The sequence below is a fragment of the Emticicia sp. 21SJ11W-3 genome, assembly GCF_024138715.1.
Taxonomy (GTDB): Bacteria; Bacteroidota; Bacteroidia; order Cytophagales; family Spirosomataceae; genus Emticicia; species Emticicia fluvialis.
Window position 1 is genome coordinate 3,241,508 of the sequence record NZ_CP092074.1, and the last position, 16,295, is coordinate 3,257,802.

Annotated in this window: 16 protein-coding genes, 1 pseudogene and 1 CRISPR repeat array (1 of these 18 cut by a window edge); of the genes and pseudogenes, 8 read left to right on the forward strand and 9 right to left on the reverse strand. The window is 43.0% G+C overall.

Going from position 1 to position 16,295, the window contains the following annotated elements; all coding sequences use genetic code 11:
- Positions 1-870: direct repeats of the CRISPR family, unit length 30 nt; unit sequence CTTTTAATCGCACCATGTAGGAATTGAAAC (it extends 616 nt beyond the left edge of the window).
- 26 nt (positions 871-896) lie between these two features.
- Positions 897-1,229 carry a DUF4113 domain-containing protein gene (locus MB380_RS13760; RefSeq protein WP_253524271.1) on the forward strand — a complete coding sequence of 111 codons (333 nt, stop codon included), beginning with the start codon at positions 897-899 and terminating at the stop codon, positions 1,227-1,229.
- A gap of 416 nt (positions 1,230-1,645) precedes the next feature.
- Here the strand turns inward: MB380_RS13760 and MB380_RS13765 are convergent, their stop codons facing one another.
- The 3 genes and pseudogenes from MB380_RS13765 to MB380_RS21970 all read right to left on the reverse strand — a co-directional run bounded on the left by MB380_RS13765 (position 1,646) and on the right by MB380_RS21970 (position 3,133).
- Positions 1,646-2,113, reverse strand: coding sequence for a hypothetical protein (locus MB380_RS13765; protein WP_253524299.1), 468 nt, complete (start codon positions 2,111-2,113; stop codon positions 1,646-1,648).
- Positions 2,114-2,509: 396 nt separating this feature from the next.
- Positions 2,510-2,602, reverse strand: a pseudogene (locus tag MB380_RS21965) (hypothetical protein); the annotation flags it as partial.
- Between the two features lie 426 nt (positions 2,603-3,028).
- On the reverse strand, positions 3,029-3,133 hold the full coding sequence (locus MB380_RS21970) for a Rha family transcriptional regulator (protein WP_409014576.1): 105 nt from the start codon (positions 3,131-3,133) through the stop codon (positions 3,029-3,031).
- A gap of 534 nt (positions 3,134-3,667) precedes the next feature.
- Here MB380_RS21970 and MB380_RS13770 point away from each other — a divergent pair.
- A complete protein-coding gene (locus MB380_RS13770) occupies positions 3,668-3,844 on the forward strand; it encodes a hypothetical protein (protein ID WP_253524302.1) in 177 nt (58 codons plus the stop codon).
- A gap of 34 nt (positions 3,845-3,878) precedes the next feature.
- Here the strand turns inward: MB380_RS13770 and MB380_RS13775 are convergent, their stop codons facing one another.
- Positions 3,879-4,217, reverse strand: coding sequence for a zinc ribbon domain-containing protein YjdM (locus MB380_RS13775; protein WP_253524317.1), 339 nt, complete (start codon positions 4,215-4,217; stop codon positions 3,879-3,881).
- Between the two features lie 173 nt (positions 4,218-4,390).
- Between MB380_RS13775 and MB380_RS13780 the strand changes: the two genes are divergently transcribed.
- Entirely contained in the window at positions 4,391-4,666 is a 276-nt protein-coding gene (locus MB380_RS13780; protein WP_253524320.1) for a hypothetical protein, read from the forward strand.
- A 24-nt stretch (positions 4,667-4,690) separates the two neighbouring features.
- Here MB380_RS13780 and MB380_RS13785 read toward each other — a convergent pair whose 3' ends face one another.
- Positions 4,691-5,242, reverse strand: coding sequence for a hypothetical protein (locus MB380_RS13785; RefSeq protein WP_253524323.1), 552 nt, complete (start codon positions 5,240-5,242; stop codon positions 4,691-4,693).
- A complete protein-coding gene (locus MB380_RS13790) occupies positions 5,239-5,892 on the reverse strand; it encodes a hypothetical protein (RefSeq protein ID WP_253524326.1) in 654 nt (217 codons plus the stop codon). The genes MB380_RS13785 and MB380_RS13790 overlap by 4 nt, the downstream gene beginning before the upstream one ends.
- 260 nt (positions 5,893-6,152) lie before the next feature.
- Here MB380_RS13790 and MB380_RS13795 point away from each other — a divergent pair, with 260 nt between their 5' ends.
- The 3 genes from MB380_RS13795 (at position 6,153) to MB380_RS13805 (ending at position 10,198) form a co-directional block, all read left to right on the forward strand.
- Complete coding sequence (locus tag MB380_RS13795) at positions 6,153-6,578, forward strand: very short patch repair endonuclease (protein ID WP_253524329.1); 426 nt, start codon at positions 6,153-6,155, stop codon at positions 6,576-6,578.
- Between the two features lie 254 nt (positions 6,579-6,832).
- Positions 6,833-7,603: an HNH endonuclease gene (locus tag MB380_RS13800; protein ID WP_253524337.1), complete on the forward strand. Its 771-nt coding sequence runs from the start codon at positions 6,833-6,835 to the stop codon at positions 7,601-7,603.
- Positions 7,604-7,771: 168 nt separating this feature from the next.
- Positions 7,772-10,198: a TonB-dependent receptor domain-containing protein gene (locus MB380_RS13805; protein WP_253524340.1), complete on the forward strand. Its 2,427-nt coding sequence runs from the start codon at positions 7,772-7,774 to the stop codon at positions 10,196-10,198.
- A gap of 160 nt (positions 10,199-10,358) precedes the next feature.
- Here MB380_RS13805 and MB380_RS13810 read toward each other — a convergent pair whose 3' ends face one another.
- Entirely contained in the window at positions 10,359-11,744 is a 1,386-nt protein-coding gene (locus MB380_RS13810; RefSeq protein ID WP_253524343.1) for a phage portal protein, read from the reverse strand.
- A gap of 273 nt (positions 11,745-12,017) precedes the next feature.
- On the opposite strand from MB380_RS13810, the gene MB380_RS13815 reads away from it, so the two are divergent.
- Together MB380_RS13815 and MB380_RS13820 are read left to right on the forward strand one after the other, a co-directional pair.
- Entirely contained in the window at positions 12,018-12,560 is a 543-nt protein-coding gene (locus tag MB380_RS13815) for a cupin domain-containing protein (RefSeq protein WP_253524346.1), read from the forward strand.
- Positions 12,561-12,600: 40 nt separating this feature from the next.
- Positions 12,601-13,425, forward strand: a complete 825-nt coding sequence (locus tag MB380_RS13820) for an AraC family transcriptional regulator (protein ID WP_253524351.1) — start codon at positions 12,601-12,603, stop codon at positions 13,423-13,425.
- A 74-nt stretch (positions 13,426-13,499) separates the two neighbouring features.
- Here MB380_RS13820 and MB380_RS13825 read toward each other — a convergent pair whose 3' ends face one another.
- Complete coding sequence (locus MB380_RS13825) at positions 13,500-15,056, reverse strand: hypothetical protein (protein ID WP_253524354.1); 1,557 nt, start codon at positions 15,054-15,056, stop codon at positions 13,500-13,502.
- Positions 15,049-15,516, reverse strand: a complete 468-nt coding sequence (locus MB380_RS13830) for a DNA-packaging protein (protein WP_253524357.1) — start codon at positions 15,514-15,516, stop codon at positions 15,049-15,051. The genes MB380_RS13825 and MB380_RS13830 overlap by 8 nt, the downstream gene beginning before the upstream one ends.
- Positions 15,517-16,295: the final 779 nt, after the last annotated feature.

The window sequence follows — 16,295 nt, forward strand, 5'->3', positions numbered from 1 at the left end:
GAATTGAAACTAGCGTAGGTCTATCCCAACTCATTTGTACAAGTATACTTTTAATCGCACCATGTAGGAATTGAAACACCAGTGGCCTATGTTCTTTCTGTTTAGCTCTTCTTTCTTTTAATCGCACCATGTAGGAATTGAAACTTCACATCGCGCATCACTTCACCTAGTTTGCTTTCACTTTTAATCGCACCATGTAGGAATTGAAACTTTTTATCACTTAATGTTCCTGTTTCTGCATTATAACTTTTAATCGCACCATGTAGGAATTGAAACATCGCATCAGCTACGCAGAATCTCTTTAAAACAAGGCTTTTAATCGCACCATGTAGGAATTGAAACTCTACTTTTGAAATGACAACCATTTTCATAAGATACCTTTTAATCGCACCATGTAGGAATTGAAACCTAATCCAATACGCTAAACCATAAATTTTAAATTACTTTTAATCGCACCATGTAGGAATTGAAACTACTTCCGCTTCATTAGTATTATTAAATACTAAAGGGCTTTTAATCGCACCATGTAGGAATTGAAACCATATTTGCGCCTGCTGTTTCTAATTCTTCATGTGTTCTTTTAATCGCACCATGTAGGAATTGAAACAATAGGTTTGTCAGGAGACAACTTCATTAATAACACTTTTAATCGCACCATGTAGGAATTGAAACTTCTTAAAGCCGCATTTATTTCTTCCTCGCTTGCATTCTTTTAATCGCACCATGTAGGAATTGAAACCAAGCAATTAGGGTTCGAGCAAGAACAAAAGTATAACCTTTTAATCGCACCATGTAGGAATTGAAACACTATACCATGTTGTTTGTATGGTATCGTCTTCACCATTAATCGCACCATGTAGGAATTGAAATCAGTATTCTAATTCAGTTACCCAGCAATGCCTGCTGCAAGCAGTTCATCTATTGAACTGATAAAATACGACTGCATCAGACTAAAGAAAATATTCTGGGCGCACTATCAGTATAAGAAAGTGGGATTCTATATAAGTGAAATTATGCCAGAAGAAAATATAGTCCCTGACCTGTTCGATACAGTTGACAGAGAGAAGCATAAAAAGACTATGATGGTGTTGGATAGATTAAATATCAAGCACAGTAAAGAAAGCATCAATACAAAAGTAGCACATCAAGGCTTTGGCCGGGAGAGGAAACTAAGGCAGGAAAAGATTTCGCGCCCCTTTACTACTAATATGGATGAAGTAATTAATTGAAGTTTGGTGAATAAAAAAACCGATGTTATGGGCTTATGGTTTATTTAAGAAAGTTTTAAGCCTGGTTAAGTGACCCTTTGCTTGATTTGCGCTTGATAAAGAAGTATTATAGCGTTTATATCTAGCTGTCATACATGAATCATGTAGCCATTTATATAAAGGATATGCCCCTGCAATGTGTCTTCTGACTAACTTTATTGTAAGCTTATGTTTACTCTCCTTGCTCCGCGTTATAGTTTTATATTCATCTATGCTATTATAACTATTACCCCCTTCGCTTAGTGGGAATATTTCGTATTGCACAAAATGTAATGCAGAATAAAAAGCTGTAGTAACAACCCAATCGTAATAATCTGGGCTATTTAAAAGGTAATCACAAGCTTTTTCGTTATGTTCAGCGTGTTGCTTTCTCAATTCTACAAAACATTATGCTTAAAAATATAACCATCGGATGAAACACACCCTTCATCAAAAGTATCTGCAACGCCAATAATTGACACGCTCAATTTATAAAAATCCTCTTTAACCTTGTCTTCAAATTCTCCAATAAAATTGTACAAATCTAGCATTTTCTCAGACAAATAATCTTCTTCAGATACTACTATCAATATATCAAAGTCTTCCCAATCATTTACCCTTAAAAAACCACTTATAGTACGAATCTCATGTTCCTTAAATACACCAAAAATTGCATTAATATTCTCAGCACTCTTATTGATGTTTTGGGAGAGCTGTTTAATTATTAAGCGAGTCTTTTCTTCTAATCCATATTTTTTGCCCTGAATATACGCATCAATTACATGGTCGCTTGTGAAGAAATTTTCGGCAGAAGGCGTAAGTGACCAACCTTTTTGTTCGGTGAATATTTCTGTTAGAGCTGTCATTTTCGTAGATTATTTATATCTAAATTATTGCAATTTAAAAACTAAAGACTTAAAAAGCCTACACCACAATAGAGTAAACTATATGATATTTTATTACTATGCACAATAACTAGATTAAAAAGGAATAAAACAGTATATTGTGGAAATTTAAAGACAAAAATATTTTGATTTTACAGGTTATTTCATTTTTTACCATATTATAGAATTATCTAGCTAAATAATTGTATTACAAATTTTACTCTTGTAATATAACTAGTATAAATTTAAAACGAATTAATGTAGATGTTTAGTTCGTTGCCTAGTTGGATATCCTTATCTCCCCTGTTAGTATCAGTTTCAAGACGGGTTGTTATAAACCAAAAAAGGGGGCTGTTACACCTTTGTATTTAAGGCTAATTAAAACAAATAATGTATAAGCATTCTTCCTGCTTCTGTCCAGACTAAATATGGCTTAGTATGTAAAACGCCGGAACTATCAACCCATTGATGCGTTCTTGTAGAGGCATAGCCCTTTTCAGCAAATTTCTGATAAAGTACATAGTGTCCATCATGAAAGAATTGTCGTCTCTTTTAATTAGCTCAAGGTTGAGTTCTACTGCACATATTCATTTCTTTTGCAATGGTCGTAGAGGTCATACTATCAACCGATGCAAGAACCTTATCGACATACTCGGCCTTTGGTCTTAGATCTGCCTTTTCAAGAGATAATATTTCGATAGCTTCTATAGTTTCAGGATCCAACCTTAAAGCCAGTGAAAGAGTTTTGGGAACATTGTTCATTGGGTTCGTTAACTCAAGCCATTCTGAATTAATTTTGTGTCTCAGAGGAGCTGAATCAAAAGAAAGTACTTCATCTAATAGAATCTTAGAGATAAAGTCTCTTTCATCCTTAATTGCCTGATACTGAAGATTGCCCTAATTTGAAAAATCTCTTTCTAGTTTAGAAATCATATTATTGATATCTCTGATAACATTATCATGACGTTTACCTTTCAATTCTGCAATTCGCTTGCTCGACATCCTATCGGTCTTTTGAACATTATACTTGTTATATAGTTGTGTGATATAGATTTTTATAGTTGTGGATTAACACTATCATCAAATGTATCTGACGATACAAGAATACCATCCTGCATAAACGGTCTATGTCAAGACGTGAGGATTCTATTCCGCCATAGCTGAAATAAGGAAATTCCAAGATAAATCTTAATATCCTCAAGACTGCAGTTGTGGTTAAAAAATACGTTGATTTGTTGTTGCAGTTTTTAATCGCACCATGTAGAAATTGAAACCTAAATCCTTTTTCAGCTTAGCCGTTTCCGGGCTAACTTTTAATCGCACCATGTAGGAATTGAAACGAAAACAGGCGATATGCCCGGCGGCGGGGGTTATTACACTTTTAATCGCACCATGTAGGAATTGAAACTAAGAGCAGATGGCAAGTACGTAATCGAGGGCGTATACCTTTAATCGCACCACGAAGAAATTGAAATCAATAGTTTTTCGTAGAAAAACACCCTAATTACCTTTAAAGAACCAAATTTATAACATTCAATGATAAAAAACCTTGCCAGAACCATTCCTTCTCTCCTGATTATCCTATGTATATTACTTTATAAAACTAAGGTTTTAGACTTAAACGGCGCATCCATCCTGTTAGTAGTTGCCGTTGTGGTAGGTGTTTACCTGAACCTGTCTGGGGCTGGCTCAAAAAAACGCAGAAGGTTCTGAGTCAGCCCGTTCATTCTTCCAGGTGTGCCAAAGCCTACGCCTTGCGCACAAACTCCGACTTCAGGCTCATGGCGCCGAAGCCGTCAATCTTGCAGTCAATGTTATGGTCGCCGTCGGTAAGGCGTATATTCTTTACTTTCGTGCCGGCTTTTAAGGCTTTAGGCGCTCCTTTTACGGGTAGGTCTTTTACTATTACTACGGTGTCGCCGTCTTTCAGCTCGTTGCCGTTGGCATCCAGTATTTTCGCTGCGCCCTCTTCAACTTCTGCCTCCTCAGGGTTCCACTCATAAAAACATTCAGGGCATATCAGCATACCATCGCTCGGATACACATACTCACATTTACATTTCGGACAAGGCGGAAACTCAGACATATTCTGTTCTTTTTACTGTTTATAGAAGAAAACTACTGCCGCAAAAGTACAGATATTTTACAGATAAACATATACTGTATTGAAACCGGCCTCATTTCTGCCGCCCGATACCCAAAAACACTAAACCGGTGGTATAGTTTTTTTGGCTCAAACTTTATTAAATCAACCCAATTATGAAAAGTCTACATTTTTTGGCACTGGCTCCGGCACTGATGTATCAATTCAGATTTCTTAATTTTTTTCTGAATCCCGGTCATGGTACAACTTATAACGGCGGAGCCATTGCAGATGAAGAACAACTGGCCGACGAAAACCTGGAAGACGAAGACCTGCCCGACGAAGCCCCCAAGCCCGCCGCTGACGGTTTTAACTATACGCAAACAGACCCCAATACCCCACACGAGCGCGAAGTGTCTGAAATAGAAACCAATGATATGGATGAGAAGTAGCCCCTTGCCCGGCACGGGCAGGCCTTATTTTTTTACCTCCTGCGGGCGCCCCTTCGGCTCGGTATCTACCTGTTTTATCGGATACACATAAATGAGGTACAAATAAAAAAACGCCAGCGATATTACCAGTATAATAGCCCCCAGTATAGAAGAACTTACCTTTACCCCGCTGAGCGAAATCTCAACATTGGTTGGGTCTTCCTTGTTAACCACTTTCATCGACTTATAAAACTGTATGGCAGCAAATGCCAGGCCGCAGAATACAATCAGCAGCACAAAGGTAAAGATAATTCTGGACGACAACGCCTGAAAATCATACACCTTCTGTGTATAAGCCAGTTGTTGGACATAATGGTCATGCGCGACCTTCACTGACTCAAATTGAAGGCTTTTGATAGCGGCAGTAATAGCAGAATCGAGCGAATCTAATGCCGCAGGCTCTACAGCAGAATCAGGCTTTGATGCCACATACTGCTTGTAAAGCGCCTCTAATGATTTAACTGTGGTATCCTGAGCAAAGCAGCTTTGCCACCCCACTACACACAAGAATGCAAAAAAGAAAAAGCTAGTTTTCATTGCCCATCTTTTAGTTTGGTCAGTAATCCAATCATGTTTGTTCTATATTTAAGCCTGTCTGCTTTGGTTATACACAACTGGTTTTCGAGATTCCGCCATTCAGATGGATTTCTGGTCGGGTAAACTATCTTCCATAAACTATCAATTCTGGTTTTCAGCTCATTTAATTTTGTATCAATCTGATTGGCATTATTAGCAGCCGGAGTTACAGGCGTGGGCACATAGTTCGGAGGCTTGATTATCGGCACGTCCTGATACACCGTCATGGTCTGAGCTTTAATTTCCTGCAATACCTTGTCGTAGCTTAGCTTCCCATCCTGCAAAATACTGCTTTTTTCAATCAGCGTAAACCCGAGTACATACTTGCCTTTATCCTGATTCTTTTTTAAAATTTCCTGAATGGCTTTCTTCGATACCACCGTATCCTGCCTTTGGATACTGACAATATCGTCTGCCTCATTTTTTACATACGCGAATGCTATGAATCTGGAAGTATCCAGCAAGGTCGGATATTTCTGCGAAAAAGACTTCCAATCTTTAATCTCCAGAATCTTTTTGGTATTAGCATTTACAGGTTGCTGACCAAATAGAGGAGCAGCCGACAACAAAAAGAAAAATGCAGATACGAGGCAGGCCGTTTGAGTTTTCATTGCAAAGCATGAGTTACATAGCGAAGAGAACATAATTACCTAAATATCTATACGCAACCCCAACCATACAAGTTATTTTTATTTTGCGGTTGCTGAATTTCAGGTTGAAATTAACTTTATCAATCTTTGGCCTGAAATTTTGCGCCTCAAAAGTAAAAATTGAATCTTTCTCTTTAGTTTCTTTAAAAACGAAAAACACATCGAACAAACTAAAACTGATTTAATTTTGTAGAATAACTACTTACAAAAAATGATGAAAAATGGACGTTTTAACTAAAGAACAAAGACGGAAAAACATGCAGGCTATAAAATGTAAAGATACAAAGGATGAAGTTCTTTTGGCAAAAACACTATGGCGGCTAGGTTATCGGTATAGAAAAAATGATAAAAGAATATTTGGTAAACCAGACCTTACTTTTACCAAACACAAACTCGCCGTTTTTGTGGATAGTGAATATTTCCATGGAAAAGATTGGGATACTGAAAAGTATAGAATAAATACAAACCGCGACTTTTGGTGGAAAAAAATTGAAGGTAATATTAAAAGAGATATGCAGGTAAATAATGAACTAACAGAGAAAGGCTGGAAAGTTTTAAGGTTCTGGAGCAAAGAAATAAAGAAAAATTTAGCAACTTGCGTTGAAAAAATTGAGCAATTCAAATTAAAAAAAAGCACAATGCATTAGACTAAGAAAGGGTTTACGATTATAAATTTCTCCCTTAATGCAGGACTATCTACTTCAACATTAAACTTGTAAAAAAAAGGCCCAATAATGGACAAATTAGAAATATTTTTAAACTCTGAACAACCAGCCACTTGCCCTAAATGTGGCAACAGAACTGAGATAGTCAGAGATATTAAAACCTCTCAGCACCACAAGTGTTATTCAGAAAAGTGTAATTTCGAATTCATTTTAGAGTTTGAAAATGAGGAGTAATCATGAAAGAAGGGCAAAAATTATGGACAAGAGATGAATTAGTATTAGCAATAAATTTATATTGCAAACTTCCTTTTGGAAGATTACATAGATTAAACCCAGATGTTATAAATCTCGCAAATCTTATTGGAAGAACTTCTAGCTCTGTTGCCTATAAACTAGTAAATTTTGCAAGTCTTGACCCCAGCTTGCAAGCAAGAGGAATAAAAGGTGCGGCTAACACTAGTAAACTGGATAAAGAAATTTGGAGTGAGTTTTATAATCATTGGGATATCCTACCTTATGAAAGCGAGAAATTACTGGCACAGTTAAAACACACTACGATTGAACGATTGAATAATATACCTGAAGATGAATTACCGAAAGAAGGTAAAATTAGAGAACAGGTTGTAAAGGTTAGGGTAAATCAATCATTCTTCCGTAGCTCGATTTTAGCGGCATATAATAACACTTGTTGTATCACCGGAATTAACCAATCTGAACTTTTAATTGCAGGCCATATTCGTCCATGGGGAGTTGATGAAAAGAACAGGTTAAATCCTAGGAATGGAATTGCTGTCAATGCACTTCACGACAAAGCATTTGAAACAGGGTTTATAACAATTACACCCGATTATACAATCAAAGTTTCACCAAGAATTTTAAAACAAAAAGACCATCATACGTTTGATTTCTTCGGAAAATATGAAAATCAAAAGATCATTCTCCCATCAAGATTTTTACCTGATAAAGATTTTTTAAAATATCACAATGATGAAAGGTTTAAAAAATAGTCTCTCAAAGAGGTATATAAGTATCTAATTTGGTTTTATACTAAATATGCCTTTACCAGCTCTTCCACCCCCCAAACCGCTACATTTCATCAACCGCCACCTGCAGTTCGTCAATTCTCAATAAATCCTGGGCAACAGTTTTCTAAACTTGAATAAAATTCAAGATATATGAAAACGCTATTGCTGACCCTATCAGGCCTTCTGTCTTATCCGCTGCTGGCACAAATCACGGGCAGGGTACTCACCGCCAAAGCCGAAGCCGTTCCGTTTGCCAACGTGGTATTGCTTTCGGTGCAGGATTCAACCATCATAAGCGGCACCACAACAGACGAAAACGGAGGCTTCCGCCTGAACCCCACCCAAAAGGGTACGTTCTTTCTGCGTATCAGCAGTATCGGCTATTATACCTATCAATCGCCCGGTTTCAGTTTCGCTGATACCCCACTGGCCATGCCTGTTATACAATTGATAGACGAAAACAACACCCTCAACGAAGTAACGGTATCGGCACGCAAAGAACTGATTCAGCATACGCCCATCGGCAAGATTATCAACATCCAAAGCAGCCTCATGACCAAAGGCAGCAATGCCATGCAGGTGTTAGAACGGCTACCCGGTGTGATATCCGACCGCCGCAATAACCAGTTCAGCCTGAACGGACAAGCCGGTGTAACCGTCTTATTCAACGGACGGCGTATCCAGATGGCCATGGACGAACTCATGGCGCTGCTGGAAAGCACCCCTGCCGACAACATCGAAAAAATAGAGCTGATAACCTCGCCAACGGCTCAATATGATGCAGACGGCGGCGCGGGAATCATCAACATTGTATTTAAAAAGAATGAAAACGAAGGCACACGCATCAACCTGTCGGCCACTGCCGGATACGGCTACCGCGAGAAAGCGCAGACGGCCATCAGCCTGTCGCGCGGATTCAAAAAAGCGAGCCTCAATGCCTCTTATGCGTTTGGGCATAACCATAGTTACTCGGGCTACCGCGGGCATGGCACAGCAGATTTTCCGTTTATGGGCGGCTTGAATAGTACTGAGTTCGGAGGCTTAACCGACCGCAGCCAGCAATCGCATAACCTGAATCTGGCTGCCGAATACCACCCTGTTACAAATACCACCATCGGTGCCGAACTCACCTTTTCGGCTTCCAAAAGCCATAACCGGGTGGCCATACTGGGCGACAGAATCATGCCCGACAGCAGTTTTCTGGGCTCAACAGGGCTATCAGACGGCACATCCGGGTTGCAGAATCTCATATCATCGGTCTACGTCAATCACAAGTTTTCATCACGCGCACAATTGAATGTAGATGCCAGTTATATCGCCTACCGGAACAACAGCCCCACGCTGGTTACGTACCGGTATTACGACGAATCCGGAACCGACATCCCCCCCACTAACCCTATTTTCAACTATGGCAACCGTGGCCAAAGCCACTCAACCATTCAGGTAGGGGTTTTTAAGGCTGATTATATCCTTGATGTTTCACCCAAAATAAGGCTTGAAACAGGGCTGAAAGCCAGTTATGCCCGCAACGCCAACGATAGCAACGTAGAACGCAAAGTGAGCGACGCCTGGGAAATTGACCCCCGCACCCAAAGCAATATTCACGGCAACGAGAATATTCTGGCCGCCTATGTTCAGTCGCGTTTTATACCTGACCCGAAGGTAAACTTGCAGGCAGGCATACGGTATGAATACTGGCAACGCGACATCAGCACCAGCCATGAGGCCTTTACTATTGCGCAGTTTTTCCCGTCGGTGCTATACACTTACGCGCCTAATGCCCATACCTACCTCAGCTTTAATTACAGCAGGCGCATCAGCCGCCCTGCCTATACCGATTTAATCTCTAACCTGTTTTATAACGATGCCACCTTTGTTTTTTCGGGGAATCCGCTGCTTAAACCAACCCTTACCGATGCGCTGAAGGCTGAATACAGCTACAAAGGCTTCAGCGCCGGACTAACTTTTCAGTACGATTTGCACCCGATACTGCGCTACCAGATTACAGCCAACCCACAGAACGACATCGGCGTGTCATCACCCCAAAATCTGGATTACCAGAAAAGCTTCACCCTAAACCTGAACGCTCCGATACAGTTAACAAACTGGTGGAAATTAAACCTCGGTAGCACCACCGCCCTACGCCGATACAAAATATCGTACACCCTGCGCCCCGCCACAGAAACGTATGTGTACCAGAACCTGAACTTCACCCAAACCATCAGCCTGCCCCGAAACTTTGAGGTTGAACTCTCGGGCTGGCAGAACTTTGCCTTTCTTGATGGAGCCAACAAGCTGAAAGGCTTCGGCGTGGTAAACCTGGGCATTGCCAAAAAACTGAAAGGCGACAAAGGCACATTCCAACTGTCACTACCAGACCTCTTCCAGACCTTTTCCATATACACCCACATCGGCAGCGTTGCGCCCATTGCTTTTAACATCAGAAGCGAATCCAACTACAAAGACGAAACCGCCTTTTACAGGGTCATCCGCCTCACCTACTCCCGCAGTTTCGGAAAGAATACGAAGAGTATTAGCAGGAATAATGAGAATGAAGAAAGGGAAAGAGTAAGATAAAAGTTATTGGTTCTTTGCTTAAAATTTCCCCCGTGCGACGGTCGCTCCTTTTAAAGGAGGGGTGGCAATTTTCCCAACAAAAGTTGGGAAAATTGACGGGTCGGACCGCCGATGCGGTGGTTGAGGCCTTTAAATGAGCTTTGAACCTATTCAGCTCCACCTACTTCCCAACTTTCCCTACCCCTTCCTCACTCTTAATCCGCTCCCACTCCAACCCGGCGTCCGCCACAAGGCCCGATTTCTCAATAGCCGTTTTCTGCGATAGAATAGCCTTGCCACCCACTGCGCTTTTCATGTTCCGCACCAGGCTGTCGAGGTCGTTAATCAGATACGGTGTAATTTCCTGGCGGATATCCATTGCCCCCAGCGTAGTTTTCAGTTCAGGTTTCAGCCAGGCAATATGTGCTTTTACCAGGCTCAGGCGGCGTTGCAGGTATTCATCAAAAATCTCGCGTTTTTCCTGCACTTTCAGGTGGGCATCCATAAACAGCATTTCAAGCGCCACGCCCGATATCCCCTGTTTTAAGTCTTTCAGGGTATCGAACGAAATATCCGGCGTTTGGGTGAACGAATAAATCACCTTAAAGAGCGTTTCAATTTCCAGTCTGATAGACTCAGGCGCGTGGTCCCAGCTCAGGTATGACGCCTTAGAACCCTTCTCGCCCTGTATAATCGCCCCCGATTCTCCTTTTTTTACAAAGCCCTCAATTTCGCCCTCAATAAAAATCTTGGGGTTACCGTGGTAGTCGTTGGTATCGGCAAAATTGCTGAGCAAATGCTCCAGCCGCTCAATAGCCGTTTGCACATCTGCCCAGTCGGCCTGTTCTTCCTGCGCAAAAATAACCGGAACCTTCCCGATGCTATTCACCGCCGACTCCCTTTCCAGCCAGCCGTCGCCGGTCTTTTCAAAGAGTTTATATTCTTCGTCGGTAAACACCTCAAAAAACGCCACTTCCCTGTTATCACGGTAAAGACTATACGCACGCGAAAACGCCACCAGATCGCCATAGCTATTAAAGCAAGGATACAGCTCGTCGCCGTCCCAGGGGCTTAGTTTCAGCACCTTTATCCGGTAAGGCGTTTCAAAGCCGTAGTCATTATGCTTGCGGTCGGTACTTTCGCCGCTTACAAACCAAACCTCGGCCACGGCCGTAGCCCTCAGTAAATCGCGGGCAATTTTGCGGTTAAAACTATCCATCTTATTGGCCTGCAGCACTTTTTTTACCAGACCAAGCGCCTGTGCCTCGGCCTCATTTTTAGTCTGACAAACCAGTTTTACCGGATTCCCGAACAGAAATGCCACCGATGCCCCCACAATTTTTTTCTGGATAGGCAGCCCGAGGCGATTCACAGAATCCCAGCGGTCAAAGCTGCCGTCTTCTTTCAGCACCTTGCGGTCGGGGCGTTTGTGCAAATCAAATACCGGGTGTTCAGCCACCTGATACTGCGCTTTCAGTTTCTCAATATCGGGTTGGCTCACAGCGCCTTTCAAGAACTTCACCAACGCCTCAATGTCGTCAGTCTCAGCAATTTCAAATACTTTCATTTAGTTGTGTTTTTTTAGTAAATATACTATTTTGTGCTTATATTATAAGCATATTTATTAGAATAAAATTGTGAGACAGGATAGCCACAAGGTACGCTAAGGATACACCATGTTTCACGATTTAAAATTGTGATACCTAGTGTCATTTGTGTTCATAGTGGCAATATTTCAAATCTTTCATCAGGCTATGCTTAAATGTCCATTTCTTACCACTAACCAATCGTTTCAACCAACCATCTTTGCTGGCATATTGAACCTAAAACAGCATCTGATATGCAACGCAGAAAATTCATTCAGGCCTCTCTGGCATCTATGCCCATCATGGTTGCCCCTTACACCGGCAAAGCCCGCGCTGCCAAAAGTTTTACAGTGCCGGCCGGTAAAGACCGCTTCAACCAGCCCACGCCATTTAAAGGCGTAAACCCCAACGATGTTAAAATATCTGCCAAAGACACCGACGGCGAGCTTTCGGTATTTGAATACACAGGCTACCAGAAAACCGGGCCATCGCTGCATGTACATTTGTATCAGGATGAAACCTTTTATGTGATAGAGGGTGAATACCTGTTCCAGGTGGGCGACGAACGCTCAACACTTAAAGCGGGTGACACCATTTTTCTGCCCCGAAATATACCTCACACCTGGCTGCAACTGACCGACAAAGGCAAAATGATTTACTTCCTGAACCCTGCCGGTAAACTGGAAGAGTTTTTTAAAAAAGTATCTGCCGCCCAGGGGCCACCCACCCGCGAGGCCATAGACAAATTGCACCACGAACACGGCATGAAAGTACTGGGCCCGCCCATTTCTTTATAAAAAATGCTTATCTTTGTTAACATACCCATGTTTGCAAGCCATGCCATTTTTTTATGACATACCGCCGGGGTTTGCGCTGAGGCAGCACGTAAGGGTGTATCGGTTTCTGAATTTTTCATTTACCGATACGGCTCCGGTAAAGGCTTACCCTCCGCGCCCCGAAATAACACTGGCGTTTTATCCGCGAGACCCCGAGCAGGTAAGCTATGCCAAAGGTAAGCCATTACGATCGGTAAAATCGGCGATTATAGGTCAGCAAAGCGTCGTGAGCCAAAGGCAGGTCGGACAAGAATTTCTGCTGATACAGGTGGTTTTTCAACCGGGTGGGTTTTACCGCCTCACGGGTATTCCAAGTTTCCATCTTACCAATCAATACCTGGACGCTGAAGCCGTTCTGGGCGCCGAATTGGGCAGACTGAACGAACAACTGGCCAATATCAGCCATTATCCTGCCATGATTCCGGCTGTTGAAAATTACCTCATGTCTTTGCTTTTCAAATCCACCTACCAGCTTCGCCCTATCGATAAGCTGGGTTTGGTGATGCTTGAAAACCCGGGCGGCTACACATTAGACCAACTGGCCAAAGAAGCCTGCCTCAGCGCCAAACAACTGGAACGCAACTTCAACGAACGAATGGGCATTAACCCCAAATACTTTGCCCGCATCATCCGGTTCGACAAAGCCTTCAGGATGAAAAACGCGTACCCCCATAAAGACTGGCTGAGTATTGCGCTCGACTGCGGTTATTACGACTACCAGCATCTGGTGCGCGACTACAAAGAATTTACAGGCGCAACTCCAACAGCCTTTTATCTCCAAGACACCCAATCGCCCGAACGTAAATTTGGCATTGTGGAAGTGTGATGGTCATTCTGGGTGCCGATACTTTGTTTTTCATTCCCCTTTAGGGCGGTCCGACGTTTCGGCTAGGGGCTGCATTAAAATAAATTCGCCAGATTCTTCACCCGCCTGCTCACCCTAACCGGATAAAACGTATTGGCCAGGGCATCAAAAGCATCGGTACTTCTGCCGAGGCGTTTCTTGATTTCTTCTTTCGGCTCTATGATAATCGCCCCATTGCTCTGAAACCTCCACCGTATCTCTGTTGCCTCCTCCGTCAGCCCGAAACCCGGCGGCAACATTGCCTGTTGGTTATTCTTTGGGTTCAGCCAATCCCTCACCGCCCAGAACAAATACGCCCGCATGTTGGCAAAAGTGTACTGGCCAGTCAGGTCGGTCAGCTTTTCTCCTCTGGTATCACTGGCGGCCTCGCTATACTTGCAAGACAAAGCCCTGGCTTTAAACCCCAGCTCTGCTATGCGGGCATACACCCCTGCCCCCTCGCCAATGGTATCTATCAGGCTCATGGCGTGGGCATCATGCTGCAATACCGACACAATTTTTCCGGCCACCTCCATGTGGTCGGCGGTGCCGCCGCTGTTGGCCATGGTAAATTGCTTTACAATAGGGCCGTAACGGTAGCAAAATACGGTGCTGTCGCGCCCCATGCCGGCTACATCAACGCCCAGTCGTAATTGCTCCGGGTAATTGCTCTCCAACCCATGCGACTGGTGATACTCCGCCCAACGCTTCTGTGCCAGTTCAATCCATATTTCCGGAATCAGGCTGTCTTCCGCTACTTTCGGAAACCGCCCCAGTACTTTCTTGCGGAAATTATCTTCCGGCCTGTACCATACCCCCTCAAACTGAAAATCATCAAGCGTTTCGTTAAAATCACTGGCCTGTATAATGCTGCACCAGTTTTCAATCTTGTCTTTTACCCAGGGATAATCTACCTGCCCGGGTATAATCACCTGCTTTTGCACCACATTGGGGGCAGTTAAAGAATTAAGCCTGAACTTCGCCCAACGTTCGCCTTTCTGGCTGCGGGCAGCGTAACCGATAGTGGTATTGGGGTTAAAGACAATCAGCATCCGTGAGTTTCCCTGCAAATTGCCCTCAATAGCCGCAAAAGTATCATCCAGAATCCCCGATGCCTCCGTAACCACAAACATGGTATTAACTGCATGAAAACCCGACCATGACTCATGCCGGTGCGGGTCAGCCCTGAAAGCCGTCAGAAACCACTCTTCGTGGTCTGTGCGTATATCAAAGGCCGTCAACTTGCCGGGCAACTCAATGCCCCGGCTGCGCGCACGGTTAAACAAGCGGGCAACCTCCGGCACACAGATGTTCTTCACCTGTCGTTCGGTTGGGGCTGTCATAGCCACCTTTGTGTTGGCAATCAGCTCACCTTTTTCGTTCCATTTGGGGGTCAGGTACATAAAGCAGACAGCCGCCACAGCCGCCACAAAGTCTTTACCCCGGGCTGTACCCGAAGCCACACTGGTGCGCGGATACACCTGCACCGACCGCAGAATGGCCTCCTGCTCGGCATCCAGATGCACACCCAGCGCTTCACGCGCAAACAAACACCAATCCTGTCGCCACTCTATGATTTTGGCCTTGGCGGCCAGTTCATAGTTTTCATTCATCTTCATCCCTCGCTGATGTTTCCTTCAGAAAATCAAAAAAACCTCTGTTTATACTTTCTCCGCCCGACGTATGGTCTTTTTTATCAACCAAGCCCAGTTTGCGGGCTATTATATTGGCATTGAGCAGCCCCGAAGCCACCCCCTCAAACTGCTGATTATCAATTATCTGCCGTATACGGGCGGTAGTAGAGGCAAATTCCTGGCGTGCTTCATAAGTTTTAAAAGTACCCAGGCTGATGTCGATAAAATTGCAGAGACCCTCAAGCGTAAACGGGCGCATACGCCTGATATCAGCAGAAACAGGCCGCCCCTGATGCTGAAAAACCTTCTCTTCCAGCAGCGGATTATCTGAGCACCATCTGAAATATTCATTGCAGGCTTCAATCAGGGCTTTCGGGGTTCTGAATACCCTGTCACGCCCGGTTGTCGACCGTAGTTGGTAGTATTCTTTCTCAGTCATGCAGATTTAATTTACACCAAATATAAACATTTATGCTTATATTATAAGCATGATTTTGGAAAAATATTCGGGCTTAAAAACATAAAGATATATAACGGTAGTGACGCACTGCGTGCGTCTTCAGAGGGCTGTCTAGTAAACGAAAATGTTTTCAGGTGCAGAACATACAAGAAACTATTCGGGCATAACCAAATTCGTCGATGAGCCGCATTGCAACTCGGCTCTACCCAATTCAATAAATTCTACACCACCACCACCAAAATCCCTTCTTCTCCACCCAAACACGCCACCAATTCACCATCAACATGGGCATACGGTATAGTTTAACAATTGTGGAGTTTTGTCGATGCCCTTCTGACATTTAACAACACTCGCCAGAAAACAATACAAAGACAAACCAAATAAAGTCCCGATAGGGACGGTATATCTGTAGAAACGACACAAAGACAAACCAAATAAAGTCCCGTCAGGGACGGTATATTAATTCTCCGTTACTAATATACTATCCCGAAGGGATACAAAAACATTATTCAAAGCTTTACTACAGATATAACATCCCTGACGGGATTTAGTTAATCACAAATTTTTTAACAATTCTTTAAATGGGCTAATGCACCATTACTTTATCTACACCCTTCACAGCGCGTACTTGTGCTAATGCAATTTTCATAATGCCGCCCCTAGCCCCTAAAGGGGAACCTTTTTAACTAAATCTAAATGATGTGTTTGATACGTTCTAGCAGTTCCCCCTCCTTTTTTCAAGGAGGGGTGGCATTTTT